Source organism: Dokdonella sp. (genome assembly GCF_039926425.1).
GTDB lineage: Bacteria > Pseudomonadota > Gammaproteobacteria > Xanthomonadales > Rhodanobacteraceae > Dokdonella_A.
In genome coordinates this window covers 58,064-74,744 of record NZ_JBDSWZ010000079.1, presented here as the reverse complement: position 1 = coordinate 74,744, position 16,681 = coordinate 58,064, and the positions used below count along the sequence as shown (strand labels likewise).

General features: G+C 64.2%; 18 protein-coding genes. 12 read left to right on the top strand and 6 right to left on the bottom strand.

Features of this window, described 5'->3' with window-relative positions:
• Positions 1 to 1,254 (top strand): carboxypeptidase regulatory-like domain-containing protein (locus ABIV12_RS05145; protein ID WP_348056921.1); only part of this gene is annotated, 1,254 nt, incomplete at its 5' end.
• A gap of 119 nt (positions 1,255 to 1,373) precedes the next feature.
• Positions 1,374 to 1,631, top strand: a complete 258-nt coding sequence (locus ABIV12_RS05140; RefSeq protein WP_348056923.1) for a hypothetical protein — start codon at positions 1,374 to 1,376, stop codon at positions 1,629 to 1,631.
• Here ABIV12_RS05140 and ABIV12_RS05135 read toward each other — a convergent pair.
• Positions 1,610 to 2,287, bottom strand: coding sequence for a glutathione S-transferase (locus ABIV12_RS05135; RefSeq protein WP_348056919.1), 678 nt, complete (start codon positions 2,285 to 2,287; stop codon positions 1,610 to 1,612). The two genes, ABIV12_RS05140 and ABIV12_RS05135, sit on opposite strands and share 22 nt — an antisense overlap.
• A 111-nt stretch (positions 2,288 to 2,398) precedes the next feature.
• On the opposite strand from ABIV12_RS05135, the gene ABIV12_RS05130 reads away from it, so the two are divergent.
• A complete protein-coding gene (locus tag ABIV12_RS05130) occupies positions 2,399 to 2,857 on the top strand; it encodes a DUF1203 domain-containing protein (protein WP_348056917.1) in 459 nt (152 codons plus the stop codon).
• 20 nt (positions 2,858 to 2,877) lie between these two features.
• On the opposite strand, the gene ABIV12_RS05125 is transcribed toward ABIV12_RS05130, so the two are convergent.
• On the bottom strand, positions 2,878 to 3,852 hold the full coding sequence (locus ABIV12_RS05125) for a LysR substrate-binding domain-containing protein (protein WP_348056915.1): 975 nt from the start codon (positions 3,850 to 3,852) through the stop codon (positions 2,878 to 2,880).
• Positions 3,853 to 4,171: 319 nt separating this feature from the next.
• Here ABIV12_RS05125 and ABIV12_RS05120 point away from each other — a divergent pair, with 319 nt between their 5' ends.
• On the top strand, positions 4,172 to 5,134 hold the full coding sequence (locus ABIV12_RS05120) for a DMT family transporter (protein ID WP_348056913.1): 963 nt from the start codon (positions 4,172 to 4,174) through the stop codon (positions 5,132 to 5,134).
• 303 nt (positions 5,135 to 5,437) lie between these two features.
• The gene (locus ABIV12_RS05115; RefSeq protein ID WP_348056911.1) at positions 5,438 to 6,028 is read left to right on the top strand and encodes a gamma carbonic anhydrase family protein; all 591 of its coding nucleotides are present in this window, start codon (positions 5,438 to 5,440) and stop codon (positions 6,026 to 6,028) included.
• 15 nt (positions 6,029 to 6,043) lie between these two features.
• Here the strand turns inward: ABIV12_RS05115 and dinB are convergent, their stop codons facing one another.
• On the bottom strand, positions 6,044 to 7,162 hold the full coding sequence (gene dinB / locus ABIV12_RS05110; RefSeq protein ID WP_348056909.1) for a DNA polymerase IV: 1,119 nt from the start codon (positions 7,160 to 7,162) through the stop codon (positions 6,044 to 6,046).
• 91 nt (positions 7,163 to 7,253) lie between these two features.
• On the opposite strand from dinB, the gene ABIV12_RS05105 reads away from it, so the two are divergent.
• Both ABIV12_RS05105 and ABIV12_RS05100 read left to right on the top strand, forming a co-directional pair.
• On the top strand, positions 7,254 to 7,829 hold the full coding sequence (locus tag ABIV12_RS05105; protein WP_348056907.1) for a DUF4124 domain-containing protein: 576 nt from the start codon (positions 7,254 to 7,256) through the stop codon (positions 7,827 to 7,829).
• 74 nt (positions 7,830 to 7,903) lie between these two features.
• Positions 7,904 to 8,632 carry a hypothetical protein gene (locus ABIV12_RS05100; RefSeq protein WP_348056905.1) on the top strand — a complete coding sequence of 243 codons (729 nt, stop codon included), beginning with the start codon at positions 7,904 to 7,906 and terminating at the stop codon, positions 8,630 to 8,632.
• A 48-nt stretch (positions 8,633 to 8,680) separates the two neighbouring features.
• Here the strand turns inward: ABIV12_RS05100 and ABIV12_RS05095 are convergent, their stop codons facing one another.
• On the bottom strand, positions 8,681 to 8,920 hold the full coding sequence (locus ABIV12_RS05095) for a hypothetical protein (RefSeq protein ID WP_348056903.1): 240 nt from the start codon (positions 8,918 to 8,920) through the stop codon (positions 8,681 to 8,683).
• 52 nt (positions 8,921 to 8,972) lie between these two features.
• Here ABIV12_RS05095 and ABIV12_RS05090 point away from each other — a divergent pair, with 52 nt between their 5' ends.
• The 4 genes from ABIV12_RS05090 (at position 8,973) to ABIV12_RS05075 (ending at position 12,328) form a co-directional block, all read left to right on the top strand.
• Positions 8,973 to 9,587 (top strand): DNA-deoxyinosine glycosylase, encoded by a 615-nt coding sequence (locus ABIV12_RS05090; RefSeq protein ID WP_348056901.1) that lies wholly within the window; start codon positions 8,973 to 8,975, stop codon positions 9,585 to 9,587.
• Between the two features lie 116 nt (positions 9,588 to 9,703).
• Positions 9,704 to 10,177, top strand: coding sequence for a hypothetical protein (locus ABIV12_RS05085; protein ID WP_348056899.1), 474 nt, complete (start codon positions 9,704 to 9,706; stop codon positions 10,175 to 10,177).
• Positions 10,178 to 10,303: 126 nt separating this feature from the next.
• Positions 10,304 to 11,665 (top strand): M48 family metallopeptidase, encoded by a 1,362-nt coding sequence (locus ABIV12_RS05080; RefSeq protein ID WP_348056897.1) that lies wholly within the window; start codon positions 10,304 to 10,306, stop codon positions 11,663 to 11,665.
• Positions 11,666 to 11,755: 90 nt separating this feature from the next.
• Positions 11,756 to 12,328, top strand: coding sequence for a hypothetical protein (locus ABIV12_RS05075; RefSeq protein WP_348056895.1), 573 nt, complete (start codon positions 11,756 to 11,758; stop codon positions 12,326 to 12,328).
• Between the two features lie 107 nt (positions 12,329 to 12,435).
• Here ABIV12_RS05075 and ABIV12_RS05070 read toward each other — a convergent pair whose 3' ends face one another.
• Positions 12,436 to 15,000, bottom strand: coding sequence for a serine/threonine-protein kinase (locus tag ABIV12_RS05070; RefSeq protein ID WP_348056893.1), 2,565 nt, complete (start codon positions 14,998 to 15,000; stop codon positions 12,436 to 12,438).
• A gap of 50 nt (positions 15,001 to 15,050) precedes the next feature.
• Between ABIV12_RS05070 and ABIV12_RS05065 the strand changes: the two genes are divergently transcribed.
• On the top strand, positions 15,051 to 15,956 hold the full coding sequence (locus ABIV12_RS05065) for a GGDEF domain-containing protein (protein WP_348056891.1): 906 nt from the start codon (positions 15,051 to 15,053) through the stop codon (positions 15,954 to 15,956).
• Between the two features lie 89 nt (positions 15,957 to 16,045).
• Here ABIV12_RS05065 and ABIV12_RS05060 read toward each other — a convergent pair whose 3' ends face one another.
• Complete coding sequence (locus tag ABIV12_RS05060; RefSeq protein WP_348056889.1) at positions 16,046 to 16,678, bottom strand: glutathione S-transferase family protein; 633 nt, start codon at positions 16,676 to 16,678, stop codon at positions 16,046 to 16,048.
• Positions 16,679 to 16,681: the final 3 nt, after the last annotated feature.

Genomic DNA, 16,681 nt, shown 5'->3' with positions numbered 1-16,681 from the left:
AGCACATGGCGCGTCAGCGGGCAAATCGACGGCGTCGCGCACGCGCGGGTCGAACTGCGTGATCCGGCGGCGGCGGTCGTCGCGAGCACCGCCGTCGACGATGCCGGTCGCTTTTCGTTGCAGGCGTCGTCGAAAGCGCCGGGGCACGTGCTGTTTTCGCTGCGCGTACTCGATGACGCTGGTGCGCGAATCGACGAGTTTCCGGTTCCGTTGATCACGGTGGAGTCGGAGCCACTACGCGTGCTGTTGCTCGCAGGCGCGCCGGACCCGGAATTGAAATACCTGCGACGCTGGGCCAGCGATGCCGGCATCGTGATCGACAGTCGCGTTGCACTGACCGAAGGTGTTGCGCTGACCGAAGGTGTCACCACACTCGACGCGTCCGCATTGCAGAAAGCCGACATCGCGATCGTCGACGAACGATCGTGGGCCGCACTCGATGCGCCGCGCAGGGCGTTGCTGGTGTCCGCGGTGGGTGACGGTCTCGGATTGGTGCTGCGGGTGACCGGTCCGATCGATACCGGGGTGGCGTCGGAATGGGCCGCGCTTGGATTTGCGACGCGCGCAAGCGATGCACCGACGTCGGTGTCGCTCGCGCACGCATTGGGCACGGGCGATGCAACGCGGCGTTTCACACGGCGTGCCATCGAGGTCGACTCCGGCGATGCCGCGCCGCTGCTGCGTGCCGACGACGGCTCGGCGCTGGCGCTGTGGCGCGCGCGAGGGCAGGGACGTATCGCACTGTGGTGGCTCGCCGACAGCTGGACTCTCGCGACCACAGGCGATGCCGCGGTTTTCGCGACGCTGTGGGGCGACACACTCGGCACGTTGGCGCGTGCGCGCGCCGCATCCGACCATGCAGAAAATGTCGACGCGAGAGTCGGCGAGCGCGTCAGCTTGTGTGGTGTCGCGGCCGGCGATGTCGTCGAGAATGCGCAAGGCGAGCGCACCCCGCTCGTGATCGATCGAGCGTCCTCCGAAGACTGCGCCGGCTATTGGCCGTCCAAAGCGGGATGGCACACGTGGATATCGGGGGATGTCCGTCATCCGGTGTACGTGCGATCCGCGACCGAAGCGCTCGCGCTGGAACGCGCCGATGCCGCGCGCGCCACGAGAGCATTGATCGGCGGGCCAACCGGATCGTCTGCCGCCTCGACCCGCGCGACACCCATGCCACGCTGGCCGTTCTTCCTCGCGTGGCTGCCCCTTATCGCAGCGTTGTGGTGGATCGAACGCCGCGCGATCCGCCGCTGACACGGATCCGTCATCGCGATGGATTTGTCTGACACGCCTCATGCCCCCGAGCATCGTCGCGTAACGGGGTCGGTGCGTTCGACAACCAGCGGCGCGCCCAGGGGCGCTTGTCGCTGGTCGTGCCGGCGACGCTCGTCGTGATCGTCGTGCTGCTCAACACCGCGTTCAACTCGATGAGGCACGCGGCTCTGATCCTTGCCGATGTGCCGTTCGCGACCGCCAGCGGATTATGGCGTTGCCGATCACAGGTCAATCCCTGTCGGTCCCGTCCGCGTTCGGCTTCATGCGGTATTCGGCGTCGCGATGTTGAACTGCAGCGTGCTTGGATGGAGGAGCGCGCCACACGCCGTTTGCGTCAGTCGCCGGCGAAATCGTAAGGTCCGCCGCGTTCCAGCGCGCGACGATAGGCCGGGCGTGCATGGATGCGATTGAGCCAGTCCGTCAATCGCGGTCGCTGGGTGAGCGGCGAACGGCCTGCAGCGGCCGCTTCGATCGGAAAGCTCATCTGGATGTCGGCGCCTCCGAAGGACTCGCCGACGAACCACGGGTGTTTGCCGAGCTCGCTCTCCAGGTAATCCAGATGCAGCTTCAACTGCGGATCGATGAAGCTTTCGGTGACTTTTGCCGCGATTGCCCTGGCGATCGGGCGGACGAAGAATGGCGCCTTCGCGCTGCCAACGCGCTGGAAAATCAGCTTCAGCAGAAGCGGAGGCATGGCCGAGCCTTCCGCGTAGTGCAACCAGTAGTTGTAACGCAGGTACTCGGGCGTCCCGCGCGACGGTGCGAGTCGATCGTTGCCGTAGCGGTCGACGAGGTAGTCGACGATCGCTCCGGATTCGGCCAGTACCAGATCATCGTCGGTCACCACAGGCGACTTGCCGAGCGGATGGATCCGACGCAGCGATTCCGGCGCCAGCATCGTGACGGGATCGCGCTGGTAGCGAACGATGTCGTAGTCGAGACCCAGCTCCTCCAGCAGCCAGAGTACGCGCTGCGAGCGCGAGTTGTTGAGGTGATGGACGACAATCGCCATGACACATTTCCTGATCGGGGTGGCCGGTCACGACCGACGCGCAAGATCCGGATGGTACGCGAGGGTTCGGAGCGCGATGCTGACTCACCATTCATCCGCAAGGGCTCTTTCATGCATTTTCGAATCTCCGGACTTCCTGCCGAATCATTCGCTCATCTGTTCGCGCTGTCCGACGCCGAACTCGCCGACCACGCCGCGGTGCGCGAAATCGCAACCGGGGGCACTCCGTGCCGCATCAGCCTCACCGACGCGGAGCCGGGCGACCCCGTGATTCTCGTCAACTATCTGCATCAACCGGCGAACACGCCGTACCGCTCGCGTCACGCAATCTATGTGCGCGAAGGCGAAACCACCCATGACGCGATCGACGACATTCCCGACCAGTTGCGCCGACGCACGCTGTCTGTACGCGGTTTCGATGACGCGGGCATGATCACGCAAGCCGATCTGGTCGAGGGCGTGCAACTGGAAGGCCTCATCGAACGGTTTCTTGGCGATGCACGCACCCGCTACCTGCATGTGCATTTCGCGAAGCCCGGGTGTTACGCGGCGCGCGTCGATCGTGTCTGATCGATGCCGGCGCCGGCAACTCACGGGTCGCCGGGCGTGATGCGGGTCAGCGCCCGCGCGAGCCGGGCGCGCGGCGCCTTTTTCGCGCCGGTGTTTGACTCAACGGAAACCGCATCCTGTTCGGTCGCACGAAACGACTCGGCTTCAGCGAGCAACCACTCGCGGAACGCCTTGAAGCCTGCGTGTTCGCGCGACCGGTCCGGATACACGAGATAGTGCGCATAGCGTGCCTTCATGCGCTCCGGAAAAAGCCCCATCAGCCGCCCGCTTTCGATCAGCGGGCGCGCCATCGTCGCGCGCCCGAGTGAAATGCCCATGCCCTCGAGCGTGGCGCGCTGCAGGGTTTCCGAATCGCTGAACGTGACGCCAAATCGCGCAGGTGCCTCTCCACCGAATTGCTCGAACCAGCGAGGCCATGGATCATCCTCGCACAGCAGCGGCCACTGGCCGAGCTGGTCGAGACGTGGCCGCGCACGATCGGTGAAGAGCGCCGGGCTCGCGACGGGCGTCAGCCACTCCTCGAACAGCAATTCCGAGTGGAGTCCTTCCCACTCGCCGAGCCCGTAACGCAAGGCGGCGTCGAAACGACCGTCCGCGAAATCGACGCGTTCGATCGAAGAGTCGAGGTTCAGTTCAAGGTCGGGTCGCAACGCGACAAACCGTGGCAGTCGCGGCACCAGCCAACTGGATGCCATCGACGGCAGCGCGCTGAGACTGAGGGCCGTATGACGCCTGAGGGTCAGCGGACGCAACGCCAGTTCGATGGCGTCGAGATGTGGCGCCACTTTTTCGAGCAGGCAGGCTCCTTCCGCCGTCAGCTTCAAGCCGCGAGGGCCACGCAGGAACAGCGTGCAGCCGGTGCGTTGTTCGAGCAGGCGCACCTGATGGCTGAGTGCGCTCACGGTGAGATGAAGCCGCTCGGCGGCCCGCGTCATGTTCTGCGCGCGCGCTGCCGTCACGAACACCAGCAGCGCATTGAGTGGCAGACGTTCCATTTTCGATATTCCTCAAGTCTGCGTTATAAACATGTCGCTACTGCCGGTCATTTTGTGCGCCTATATTCCAGCTGCGCCAACAATATCGCAACCCGAGGAGAGAGTGTCATGTTGAGGGAATTGAACAGTATTGCGAAGGGTCTGCTGGGCCTGCACGGATATCCCCTGAATCCGCTTGGCGGACTCGGGCAGCCCGCCCCCGAGACTCAGACGGATTGCTGGACACACGCCCCATCGACGAATGTCGGGCCATCGGCCGCGGCTTTTGAGCCGGCAAAACAGGTCCACGCGCGCCCGAAATTCGCGTGGTGAGCAACCCATGACCTCTGGTGCAGTGGTACCCGCCAACGGCAGCGCAAGTGCATTGCCGCTGGTGGCCGCAGCGGTGACGGTGGTGCTCTGGTCATCGTCGTTTGCCGCGATCTCGTACGGCCTGCAGGTGTTTTCCCCGGCCGAGTTGTCGTTGCTGCGATTCGCGATCGCGTCGCTGTGCTTCGCGATCCCCGTCGCATTCGGCGTTGTCCGGCTGCCGCCACGCAGCGACTGGCCGGCAGTGGCGGTACTGGGGTTGATCGGAATGACCCTGTATCAGCTCACGCTCGGCTATGCGATGACCCGGATGCCGGCTGGCTCTGCAGCCGTCATCATTGCGCTGGCTCCCGGCGTGACCTCGGCACTGGCCGCACTCCGGCTCGGCGAGCACGTGACGCGTCGCATGATGGCGGGCCTCGCGATCGCGTTTGCCGGCGTCGTGCTGGTGGTGATCGGAAGCGGTCGCGAGCTGCGCTTCGAGCCGATGGCCCTTCTGGTCGTCATTTCCGTGTTCGCGACGAGCATCTATTTCGTCTGGCAGAAGCCACTGCTGGCACGCACCGATCCGCTCGGTTTCACGGCGCTCAGCATTTTTGCCGGGACACTGGGACTGTTGCCGTTCGCGCTGGGTCTTCCGGCGAAGTTGATCCTCGTACCCTGGCCTCAAATCGCATCAGCGGCTTACCTGGGTGTCGCGCCGACCGTGCTGGGCTATCTGTGCTGGAACTGGGCACTGTCGCGCGCGCCTGCCGCAACCGTGACGAGCTTCGTGTATGTCCAGCCTCTCCTCGCGAGCGTGATCGCCTGGTTCTGGCTGGGACAGACGCTCGGGCCACTGGCAATTGCCGGGGGCGTGCTTGCTGTCGGCGGCGTCGTGGTGACGATCCGTGGATCGCGCGTGCGCCCAATCAACTCGCGAAATCCGCACGAGCGCGCGCTGGAGACGGGTGCGTGCACCAAGGCGGTCTGACCGATGCATCCGTCGCCGAATGGTCCGGAGCAAAACACCATGCTGCATTGCGGTCTTTGGCAACCTGTAAGAACCAGCAGCTACACGAACGCCCTCATCGTCTGTGATCCTGTGTGTGCAGGATCTATGGATCGGTGCCCGACACGTTCGGGGGCGGATCAATAGGCGGCCCACGGATGGGCCATTTCTCCTGCTGGTTTGCAAAGGTCTCGCGAAATTCCCAATCGACCCCGACCATCGCATGCCTTGGCGTCCGGTGAGGGTAACGTCCGGCCTTTTTTGGCTCGGCACAGGAAGATCCCGATGACCAATATCCGCAGCTTCCACGGCTTCGCGCCGGAAATTTCACACCTTGCATATGTCGATCCGTCGGCCCAGGTCATCGGCCACGTGCAGATCGGCGACGACACCTCGATCTGGCCTTGCAGCGTGATGCGCGGAGACGTGCACGCCATTCGTATCGGGTGTCGCACGAACATCCAGGACGGGGCGCTTCTGCATGTCACCCACGATGCGCAGTTCACGCTGGGCGGGTTCGCGCTGACGATCGGCAACGACGTGACCATTGGTCACGGTGCGGCATTGCACGGATGTTCGGTGCAGGAGGCGAGCCTGATCGGAATGCGCGCGACCATCCTTGATGGCACGCTGGTCAAGCGTCACAGCATCATCGGTGCCGGAGCGGTCGTGACGCAGGGGAAGGTCGTCGGCGAGGGCGAGCTCTGGCTCGGCAATCCGGCGCGATACGTGCGCATGGTGACGACGCAGGAGATCGAGCAGATCTACTACACGGCGCGCCAGTACGTGGTGCTCGGCGCAAACTATCGCTCTGAAATTGCACCTGTACGCCCGAAGCTTTCACACGAATTCGACCGTCGGGCACTGCGCGTCTGAGCTCGGCGCGAGCGATCATCCATCGACGGTGAACAAGTTCGACTGCCTCGGTGCATCGTCGGGTGATACGAAGTTGGCCAGCCCGACGCCCACCAGGCGGTAGAGGCTGTCCGGTGGAAGATCCACCTGCTCGCGCAATCCGAGCGCGATCGAAACAAGGGCCTCCATCGAGCGCGTCGGGTGCTCCGGCGTTCGACTGCGAGTGAGAATTCGGAAATCGCGTGTCTTCAGCTTGAGGACCACGGTGCGGCCAATGCGTTCCTGCCTGGTTGCTGCGAGCCACACCTTCGTCGCAAGTTCGCGTATTGCCGGTTCCAGTTCGCACAGCGGCCGATCAGTCGCGAACGTGTCTTCAGAAGAAATCGATTGTGTCGGACGGTCCGCCGTCACTTCGCTGCGGTCGATGCCGTGGGCGAGCTCGGACAGGCGCCTTCCATAGCGTCCGAAACGCGCTTCCAGCGCATGCACGTCGAATGCACGCAACTCGCCGACGTGGCGAATCCCCATGGCCGCGAGCTTGCCGTCCATGACTTTGCCGACGCCATGGATGCGCGCGACCGGCAACGGCGTCAGAAAGTTGTCGACCTCGTGTGGACGAATGACGAAGAGGCCGTCCGGCTTGCGCCACTCCGACGCGATCTTGGCAAGGAACTTCGCAGGCGCGACGCCTGCTGATGCCGTCAGTCCGGTTTCCTCCCGGATTTGCTCGCGAATCCGTCGTGCGATCGCGGTCGCCGAGGGCAGCCCGGAATTTGATTCGCTGACATCAAGATACGCTTCATCGAGCGAGAGCGGCTCCACGCGGTCGGTCTGACGCAGCAGGATCTCCCGGACCTGACGGGAAACCGCCTTGTAGCGGACGAAATCCGGTGGAACGAAGATGGCGTCCGGACACAGCCGCTCCGCGCGCGCGGCGGGCATCGCCGAGCGCACGCCAAACGTTCGCGCCTCGTAGCTCGCGGCACACACGACAGAGCGTGCGCCTCGCCAAGCGACGACCACGGGTCTGCCGCGCAACGACGGATCGTCGCGTTGCTCCACGGAGGCATAGAACGCATCCATGTCGACGTGGATGATCTTGCGCTGCGGGATCACGTCGGAATGCATCGATCGTTTCATCGCGTCGCTGCTCATCGCCTATTTCCTACAGCGGGTGACGCGCATCGCGCATCGTCCCACGCCCCAGCCGCGCCCACCATGTCTGCATTGCTGAGGGAGTGGCTCGATGGGACGAACGGACAGGCACCTGCGCACGGGCGCGATCTGCTTCATCATGGTCTTCGCGCTGATCCACGCCGCATTCGCGCAGTCGATCTACAAGTGTCGCGACGCACGAGGCGGCACGGCGTACCAGGACCACGTGTGCAGCGATCCGTCGGGGCAGACACACATCGAGATTGCGCCTTCGCCTTCGTCGGCAGTTGCCGCAACCAGGGAGGTGGTTGCGTACACGTCCCCCGGAGATTCGACAATGCAGCGCGCACACGCGCGCGCATCATCGCGCGCCCGCCCCCGCGGGCATGAGGCGCTTTCCTACGAATGCCGCGCGGCGAACGGCGAAGTCTTCTACCGTCACTCGAGTTGTCCAAAATCGATCAGCACGCAGGATATCGCGCGCGCACAAAGCCGTGGAAAGCGTTCGGCCGGTGACGGGCGGGCAGAGGTGTCCGCAGTACCGCTTTCGCGGGCGGAAGCGTGCAGGCGACTCGCCGCGTCAGGCGGGCGTGCGGGCCACGCCCGCGACGAGCAGGTCTCCACGTACGAGCGCAACGCGGGTCGCGATCCGTGTCGACGCTCATGAACGTCGCGGGCATGCGTGCAGTCAGGCGCACCCCGGTTTAGCATGAACGCTTCGATTTTGCCGGAGTGCACCCGATGCTCGTCTCCCTTCGTCAGAGATTGATCCCGATTGCGATCATCGCAGCGATGACGGGGTGCTCGAAGGCGCCCGAAACACCTGGAGCGCCGACAGCTGCGCGACCGGTTGCGGACGCCTCTGTCGCTGAAGTTCGGTCGGCAAAGTCGCTCGAACTCTACCGCACGCTCGTGCACGACAAATCCTGGGACACGGCATCGCCGGTCGGGCAGGAAATCGTCATGAAATACCCGGGCAGCGCCGCCGCCGCGGAGGTCCAGAAATCGCTGGAAGGGACCATGGCGAACGCCGCCAGCGCCGCCACCCGGCGGCGCTTGAGCCAGTTGTGGAGTTATCAGACCGGAACCGAATCGGGCGGGACGCAGAGCACGGCATCGATCTACAGCAGCACTGCCGAGGGCGGTGACCGGGTGCGCCTGATTCTTCGCCGCCACTCCGCATGGGGTCAGAGCGCGTATCTGTTCGGAAGCGGAAAGGGATTCGAGTGCAAGGCGACGTGCTCGCTGTCCGCGCGCTTCGACGACAAGGCGCGCAAGATCACCGCGTATCGTCCGCCGACTGGCGAGCCGGCGCTTTTCATCAGCGACGACAAAGTGTTCATCGCCGCCCTGGACGGTATCACCAAGCTGTCGATCGACGTCCGCGAAAAAGGGAAAGAGCTGCGCACGCTGGTGTTCGAGGTCGGCGGATTCGATCCCCACAAATTTCTGCCGCTCGCGAAGAAATAGCGGATGCGGCGGCGCTGATCAAAAGAAATTCGAAACCGAGGCCACCGATCAGATCGCGGCCGGATCGCTGCTTTCAAGGGTGACGCCGGTCGCAACGATTTCATAGTGGCGTTTGGAAAGGATGCGCAACTCGCCACCGTCCGCGAGACACACCTTGACCAATCGTTCAATGTGCGCGTTCTCGTGACTGGCAGGTTCCGCGTAGACATGGATCTCGTAGTCCGCCCCGTCACTTCCGTGCGCGTGGTAAAGATGCTTGAGGACCATCGATGGAGAAACGGCTTTCATGCGGGGACATTGGCACGCCGTCGCTGAACAGTCGCACGGATCGGGATTGATCATGCCTGATTCGCGCAAACCGTCGTCGGACACGAAGCGACGCCGTCCGATGGCAGTGACTGGACGTGTGGAAAACTCACAGCTCGTGCCGATCGTTACGAGCTTTCCGGCCGAAGTCACCGAGGGCTGTCGTGTTCTGGTGCTGGGTACCATGCCTGGCGTGCGGTCGCTCGAGAAACAGCAGTTCTATGCGCATCCGCGCAATCTTTTCTGGCCGCTGATGGGCGAGTTCTTCGATGCGGGACCTGAGGTGCCCTATGACGCACGGCTGGCGCGGGTGCAGGCGTACGGCGTCGGGCTTTGGGATGTCCTGCGACAATGCGAACGAACAGGTAGTCTGGACGGCGCCATCCGCGCAGGCAGCGAAGTGCCCAACGACATCGGGGCGCTGCTGGAGCAGCACCCGACCATCGGCGCGATCGCGCTCAATGGCGCCAAAGCGGCCGACATGTTCCTGCTCAGGATCGCACCGATGATCGACGCCTCGCGGCTGGCGCGCATCGCGCTCTTGCCGATGCCCTCGACGAGTCCTGCGAATGCATCGCTATCGCTGTCGGCCAAGCGCGAGCGCTGGTTCCGACTACGACGCTGGCTCAGCGAAAACCACCGCGCGTGACCTGCGCATTCCAGATCGATGTGTCCCAACGAACGAATGGAGCGACATCAGTTTCCACTTGTTCAGGTGTGCTGGCAGACACTCCCGTCCCTCATCATCTACCCGGAGTTCATGTCATGCAGCGACGTTATCTTTCCGCACTGGGCGCCGCCATGGCACTGTCGATGGCTGCCTTCATTCCGCAGCAGGCCAATGCAGCGTCGGCCAATCTCGATTGCAAGATGAAGTTTTCCCTCACCGGCTGGTCTCTCATCTACAAGCACGCCGAAGGACACGGCACCGTGACCTGTGAGGACGGAACCTCGATGCACGTCGACATCAATGCGAAGGGTGGCGGACTGACCGTCGGCAAGTCGCACATCGACAATGGCAACGGCCGGTTTACCGACGTCCACAGCATCAACGACATTCTTGGCACGTACGCGCAGGGTGACGCGAGTGCAGGCGCTGTCAAATCGGGCACTGCGCAGATTCTGACGAAAGGCACCGTTTCTCTCGCGCTCGCTGGCGAAGGCGAGGGCGTTGAACTCGGCATCAGCGTCGGTGGCTTCACCATCTCGAAGGCGGCGCCAGCGCACAAGCACAAGTAAACGCATTCGCGACGCGCGATTCGACAGGCCGCGGCAGTGATGCCGCGGCCTGTGTCGTTTGGGCCATTGACGGGCCGTGCCTCACTGGACGAGTCTGCGCCGTCTCCTTCCAAACCCAGTGCTTCCATGAAGAACGTCTTGCGCGGTTTCCTGTTGATGCTGGTGCTGCTGATCGGCACGACGTTTGTGCATGCGGCGGATGCGCCCTTGAATCGAGACTTGCCGCCCGGATTGCAGATCCCGCCCGCGGCGCGTCCCGGACCGTCCTTCGACGTGGACAAGGCGACGGCGGCGTACCTCAACCTGCTTTCACCCGAGCAACGCGCCTCGTCCGACGCGTATTTCGAGGGTGGCTATTGGCTGCAGTTGTGGGGTCTTCTGTATGGGCTGGTCATTGCGGCCATCTTCCTTTGCACCGGTCTTTCACGCGGAATGCGCGATTTCGGCGAGCGGATGAGTCGCCGGCCGTGGCTGCAAACCTGCATCTACGCGCTGCTGTGGCTGCTGGCGGGTTTCGTGCTGGGTTTGCCGCTGTCCATCTACGAAGGCTTCTTGCGCGAACACCAGTACGGACTTGCGACGCAGGGTTTTGGCGGCTGGTTCGGCGACCAGCTGAAGGCATTGATGGTGTCGCTGATCCTGGTGCCGCTGGTCATCGCGCTGCTCTATGCGTCTGTTCGCCGCGCCGGTGCGCGCTGGTGGGTGTGGGCCGGCGGCGGCGCGTTCGTGCTGATCCTGTTCGTGATGATGTTCGCGCCGGTGTTCGTCGAGCCGCTGTTCAACAAGTACACGCCGCTGCGCGAAGGCGTCGCGCGCCAGGCGGTGCTGTCGATGGCACGCGCAAACCGGATCCCGACCGACAACGTGGTCGAGTTCGATGCTTCGCGACAGACCACGCGGGTCAGCGCCAACGTGGCCGGCTTCGCAGGGACCACACGCGTCGCGTTGAACGACAACCTGCTCGACAAGACCTCGCAGCCGGAAATCAAGGCGGTGATGGGGCATGAGATGGGTCACTACGTCCTCAATCACGGGTTGCGCAACAGCGTGTACATCACCTTGGTGATCGTGTTCGGGTTCTGGTTCGTCCATTGCGTGTTCGACCGCCTGCTCGCGCGTTGGGGTGGCCGGCTGGGATTGCGCGATCGCGGCGACGTTGCTGCGTTACCACTCGCAATCGCCATCCTCTCGGTGTTTTTCTTTGCCGCAACGCCACTTGTCAATTCAATCATCCGGCAGATGGAAGCGGAAGCCGACGCGTTCGGACTGAACGCCGCACGCGAACCGAACGGTTTCGCGATGGCTGCGATGCGTCTGTCGGCGTATCGCAAGTTGCAACCCGGCCCGCTCGAGGAAATCCTCTTTTATGATCATCCGAGCGGATACCAGCGCGTGCATGCCTCGATGCTGTGGCTGAAGGAGAACCAGGACAATCCGACAGCCAATGCGCCGCTTCCGACTCCGGCGTCCGCCGCGCCCGCAAAATAGCGGGTGTCCCGCAGGAGCGTGGCGACGAGTCGCTGGCGGGTATGATGCGCGCGTCGTCGGGCCCGCGAGTCCGATATCGGAGTCCACGCCATGGTGCGTATTGTTTTCGCCGCGATCTTCGGCGGACTGTTGATGTTCGTCTGGGGTGCCGCTTCGCACCTCGTGTTGCCGTTCGAACGCGAGGCACTCAAGCCGTTGCCGAACGAAGAGGCCATGCTCAAGACACTGGGCAGCGATCTGCCGGCGGAGGGAATGTATGTTTTCCCCTGGACGGACATGAGCGGAAAAGCGACAGCGGAGCAGCAAAAGGCCTACCGGCAGCAGATTGCTGCGGGTCCATCAGGCGTGTTGATCTTCAAGCCGAACGGTGGCGAGGCGATGTCTCCGCGTCAGCTCGTGACCGAGTTTGTCTCGAACGTGCTGGCCGCATTGTTCGGCGCGCTGCTGCTGGTCCAGCTGCCGGGCGGTTTCGCACGTCGGGTGTCGTCGATGGCCTCCATCGGCATCGCCGCGTGGCTGTCGATCTCCGTGTCGCAATGGACGTGGTACGGTTTTTCGTCGTCGTTCGCGATCGGCGATCTCGCCGACCAGGTCGGCGGTTGGTTGCTGGCGGGAATCGGAATGGCGGTGCTGCTGAAGCCTCGGCGCGTGCGAACGTTCTGATTTGAAGGTCCTGGCTCGCCGGATGCACCCTGATATCCGCATCTGGCCGATCGAAGGGCCGCGCACGCCGCCGATCAACCCGCGACAACGCTGACCTCGGTCGCGCGCTACTTCACAGCCAGACCGGGCACAGGCAATTTCCGTGAGCGCCATTCCGCCTCACGATCGGGCTTCCCCCAAGCCTTGTAGAGGTCAATGTAACTGTCGACGACTTCCTGACTGCGCGGATGCTCGGCGCCGTAGCCTGGCGCGGCGGTGAAGACGGCCCACGCGCGGTCGAGCTGCTTCTCGGCGTCGGCGTAACGGTGTTGCAGGATGAGGATCTTGGCGAGACCGCGAAACATCGCCGCGCGATAGGGATTGTCGCCGAACGCCTGGTCGGCGTGGTCGACGACGAAACGCGCGTGCTGCTCGGCCTCCACCAGATCACCGGCATCGCCGAGCATCGCGGCGAGGTTGCCTTCGGCCATCAACGTGCGCGGCGCATCGGGGCCATACAGCTTGCGCGCAAGTTCCAGCGCACGCAGATACAGCGGGCGCGCTTCGTCGTAGTGGTTGGCGTAGCGCAGCGCGCTGCCGAGATTCATCACCACCACGAGTGTGCGCGGATGGTCCGGACCATAGACTTTCTCGACCAGCGGCAGCAGCGGCTTGAGAAGTGCTTCGGCATCGGCATAGCGCTCCTGCTCATTCGACAACACGCCGAGCGTCACCAGAACGCCGATGGTCTTGATGTCTTCGGCGCCATACAGCTGGCGGTACTTGTCGACCAGCGCCTGCAGGAGGGTCCGTGCGACGTCGAAGCGGCCGGCGATGAACTCGGTGATCCCCAGCCCCTGAACGCTGTCGAGCGTATCCGGATCGTCATCGCCGAATGCGTCTCGCTGTGCTGCCAGCACATGCTCGAAACGCGCGCGTGCGGGTTCGATCTTGCCGGAGTCACGTTCGAGCGCTGCAAGATGATTCTCGACTGCGAGTCGTACGCGATGGTCGGTCGGCAATACTGAAACCTGCCCCAGCGATTCCTCCGCCATCGCGAGCGCTTCCTTCGTATGGCCTGCTCCGTTGAGGGCGAGGGCTCGTGCGCTCGTGATTTCTCCGACGAGCCCTCCCGAAAGCAGCGCGGCGCTCGCGCTCGACAGCGCTGCCGCATAGTGGGCATCGGCAAGAGCGAATTCGCCCAGTGATGCATAGCTGTCGGCAATCGTCCGATCAATGTCGGCCCGGACATCCGGTTGCCGAGCGAGCTCGCGCCCGGCTCGTTCTGCAGCGGAATCGAGGATCGTCCGCATCAACCGATTGTCCATGCCACGCGCCCGATCCGGATCGATGCCCGCCAGCATGCTGCGCACGAACCCGGCGACACGTTCGGACTTCGCCGCCTCGCTGCGCGCGATGTCCGCAGACTGGCGCGCCCGAGACAGCCCGTGCAGTGCCAGTGCAGCGCCAACGACCAGCGCCGCGCCGACCATGCCTGCAGCAGCAAGGCCAAGGCGATGGCGTGCGCCGAACGTGCGAACGAGATACGCGCGCGTTTGCGGCATCGCCTTGACCGGACGTCGTTCGCGCAGGCGTTGCAGGTCATCGGCGAGCGCGGCGGCGGAGTCGTACCTCGCAGCACGATCCGCCGCCAGCGCCTTGCGCAGGATGGCCCTCAGTTCCGCCGGCAAGCGGTGCGCCGCGGCGATCAGCGCAAGTGCATTCGGACTCGTTTCGCCAATGTCCGCATCGCTCGCGAGGGCGGTGAGCAAGGTTTCGTGTGGCGCTCGCGCCGAGCGATGGGCGTGTGCGGTCAGCGCGCGCGCGTCGGAATCGGTCAGCACCTCGCACAGCATCACGCCGAGCGCGTAGACATCGCTGCGCGTGTCGATGTCCCGATGCCGTCGCCCGGCCTGTTCGGGGCTCATGTAGATCTCGGTACCGGCGCGGTCGGCACCGGTGGCCGAGACGGTGGCGCCGTCGGCGGAAACGCTGCCGCCGATCGCGATGCCGAAGTCGATGATTTTCGGAAGCGGTTGCCGATCGACACGGCGTACCAGCACGTTGGCCGGTTTCAGGTCGCGATGGATCACGCCTTTCTGGTGTGCGTGCTGAACGCCGTTGCAGACGCGCGTGAACAGCGCGAGTCGCTCGTCGCGCGTGAGCTTTTCCTCGCGGCAGAACTGGGTGATCGGGCGGCCTTCGACCACTTCCATCGCAAGGTACGGATGGCCCTGCTCCGTGGTTCCCGCATCGAACACCTGGGCGATCGCGGGATGCTGCATCTGCGCGAGCGCCTGGCGCTCGACATCGAAATAGGCGCGTGCCAGGGGGCTCGCCACCTGCTCGCGGATCAGTTTCAGCGCGACATCGCGGCGCACGGGGCGGGTTTGTTCGGCGAGGTAGACACGTCCCATGCCGCCCTCGCCGAGCACGCGGCGGATCACGTAGACGCCGAGCACGGCGCCGGCCGGAAGTTCGGTGCCGGCGTCGGCAACACTGAGAGGGATCTGCGCTTCGGTCGCGTCGTCTGCGGGCGAATCGGGTCGATGCATGTCCACGGACTCCTGTTCCGCCAATGACGATCGGCGGACTGCGCGCCCGCCGGTCACCCGCGCAGGCGCAATATACAGAAGGTCGGCGAGCGCTTCGCGTGCATGACTGAACAACGCGGCGATTGTCGCGCGCGTCATCCTCCGGGATTGGTAGAATCGTCCCGCCCGAGCTCATCCATCCGGAACGAATGAATCCAGCCGACCGCGATACCACGCAGCGGCGCACCCTGCGCGTTTCGCGAGGTCAGGACGCGCGCGACGCGTCGACGTCGGCATGCCTCGTCGTGCTGCAGGGACAGCGGCTGGGACAGCGGATCGACATCGGCGAAGCTCCGCTGATCATTGGCCGCGCACCGGACTGCGACTTCCAGGTGATGGAGCGCAGCATCTCGCGCCAGCATTCGAAGATCTGGCGCGGACCTTCAGGGTATCGCGTCCAGGATCTCGATTCGACCAACAAGACCCTGCTCAACGACCAGCCGATCATCGAAGCCGAATTGAAGGACGGCGACCATGTGACGATCGGCAATTGCGTGTTGAAGTTCATGGAGCGGTCGTCGGTCGAGGCGCGCTACCACGAGGAGATCTACCAGCTGGCGACGATCGACCCTCTCACCGGGTTGTCGAACCGCCGCCATTTCCTCGAATTGCTCGAACGGGAACTCGCGCGGACGGCGCGGCACGAACGTTCTCTTGCGCTGCTGATCCTCGACCTCGACCATTTCAAGTCGATCAACGACCGCTACGGCCATCCTGCCGGCGACGTGGTGCTCAAACGCGTGGCGGCGGTGCTCAAGATCAACACGCGCGAGGAATTCGTCGTCGCGCGCATCGGCGGCGAGGAATTCGCCGCCGTGTTGCCCGAGCACGATCTCGTGCAAGCCACGGCCTACGCGCAACATCTGTGCGAAGGCATCGCGGCGCTCGAGCTGGGAGACGAGGTCGAGTTGGAGCACGTCACCGCGAGTATCGGGGTGGCGGTGTGGCGTGACGGGATGAAAATCCTCGGTGATCTGCTCGCTGCCGCAGACGCGCAGCTTTACCGTGCCAAACAGGGCGGACGCAATCGCGTGTGTACGGCGGAAGCGGAGTAGCAGGCGGCACCCCGCGCGATACGTTTCAAGCCGATGCGCGGCACCGCGGCGGGCTGCGCGCTGCGCCGCCCGCCCTCACTGCGACGTCGTCAGGTCCACTCGGTCAACCCTTCGATCCGATACAGCGTCGTCCAGCTGGGCCGGGCCTTGACGCGCTGCGCGAGCGCGGCGAGTGCGGGCCATTCGATCGCGCTGCGCGGCATGTTGCGTGACCAGCGCATCAGCATCGTGGCGTACAAGTCGACCATGCTGAAGTCGCCACCCAGCATCCACGGTCCATTCACCGCGAGATGCGCGTCGAGCCTCGCCCACACGGCTTCAATGCGGCGGCGGGCGAATTCCTTGGAGTCGTGTTCGTGCTCGGCGGGCGCGAAGTCCCGTGCGTAAAACCACTGTCGGAAAGCCGGTTGCAGCGTGTTCGCCAGATGCAGCATCCACTGCAGGTAGGCCGGCCGCCCTGAAGATCCCGGGGCTGGCGCAAGCGCTGCTTCCGGGTGGCGTTCTGCGAGCAGCAGCAGCAGCGCGGCGCATTCGTAGACCGGTTTTCCGTCGACGACCAGCGTTGGCACCGTGCCGTTCGGATTCAGTTGCAGGTAGTCGGCGCTTTTGTGTTCGTTCGAGTCGAGATCGAGTTTGCGGAGCGCGTGCGGCGCGCCGATTTCGAGCAGTGCCTGATGCACCGCCATGCTGGCAGTTCCAGGCGAGTAGTACAGGATGTACATCGA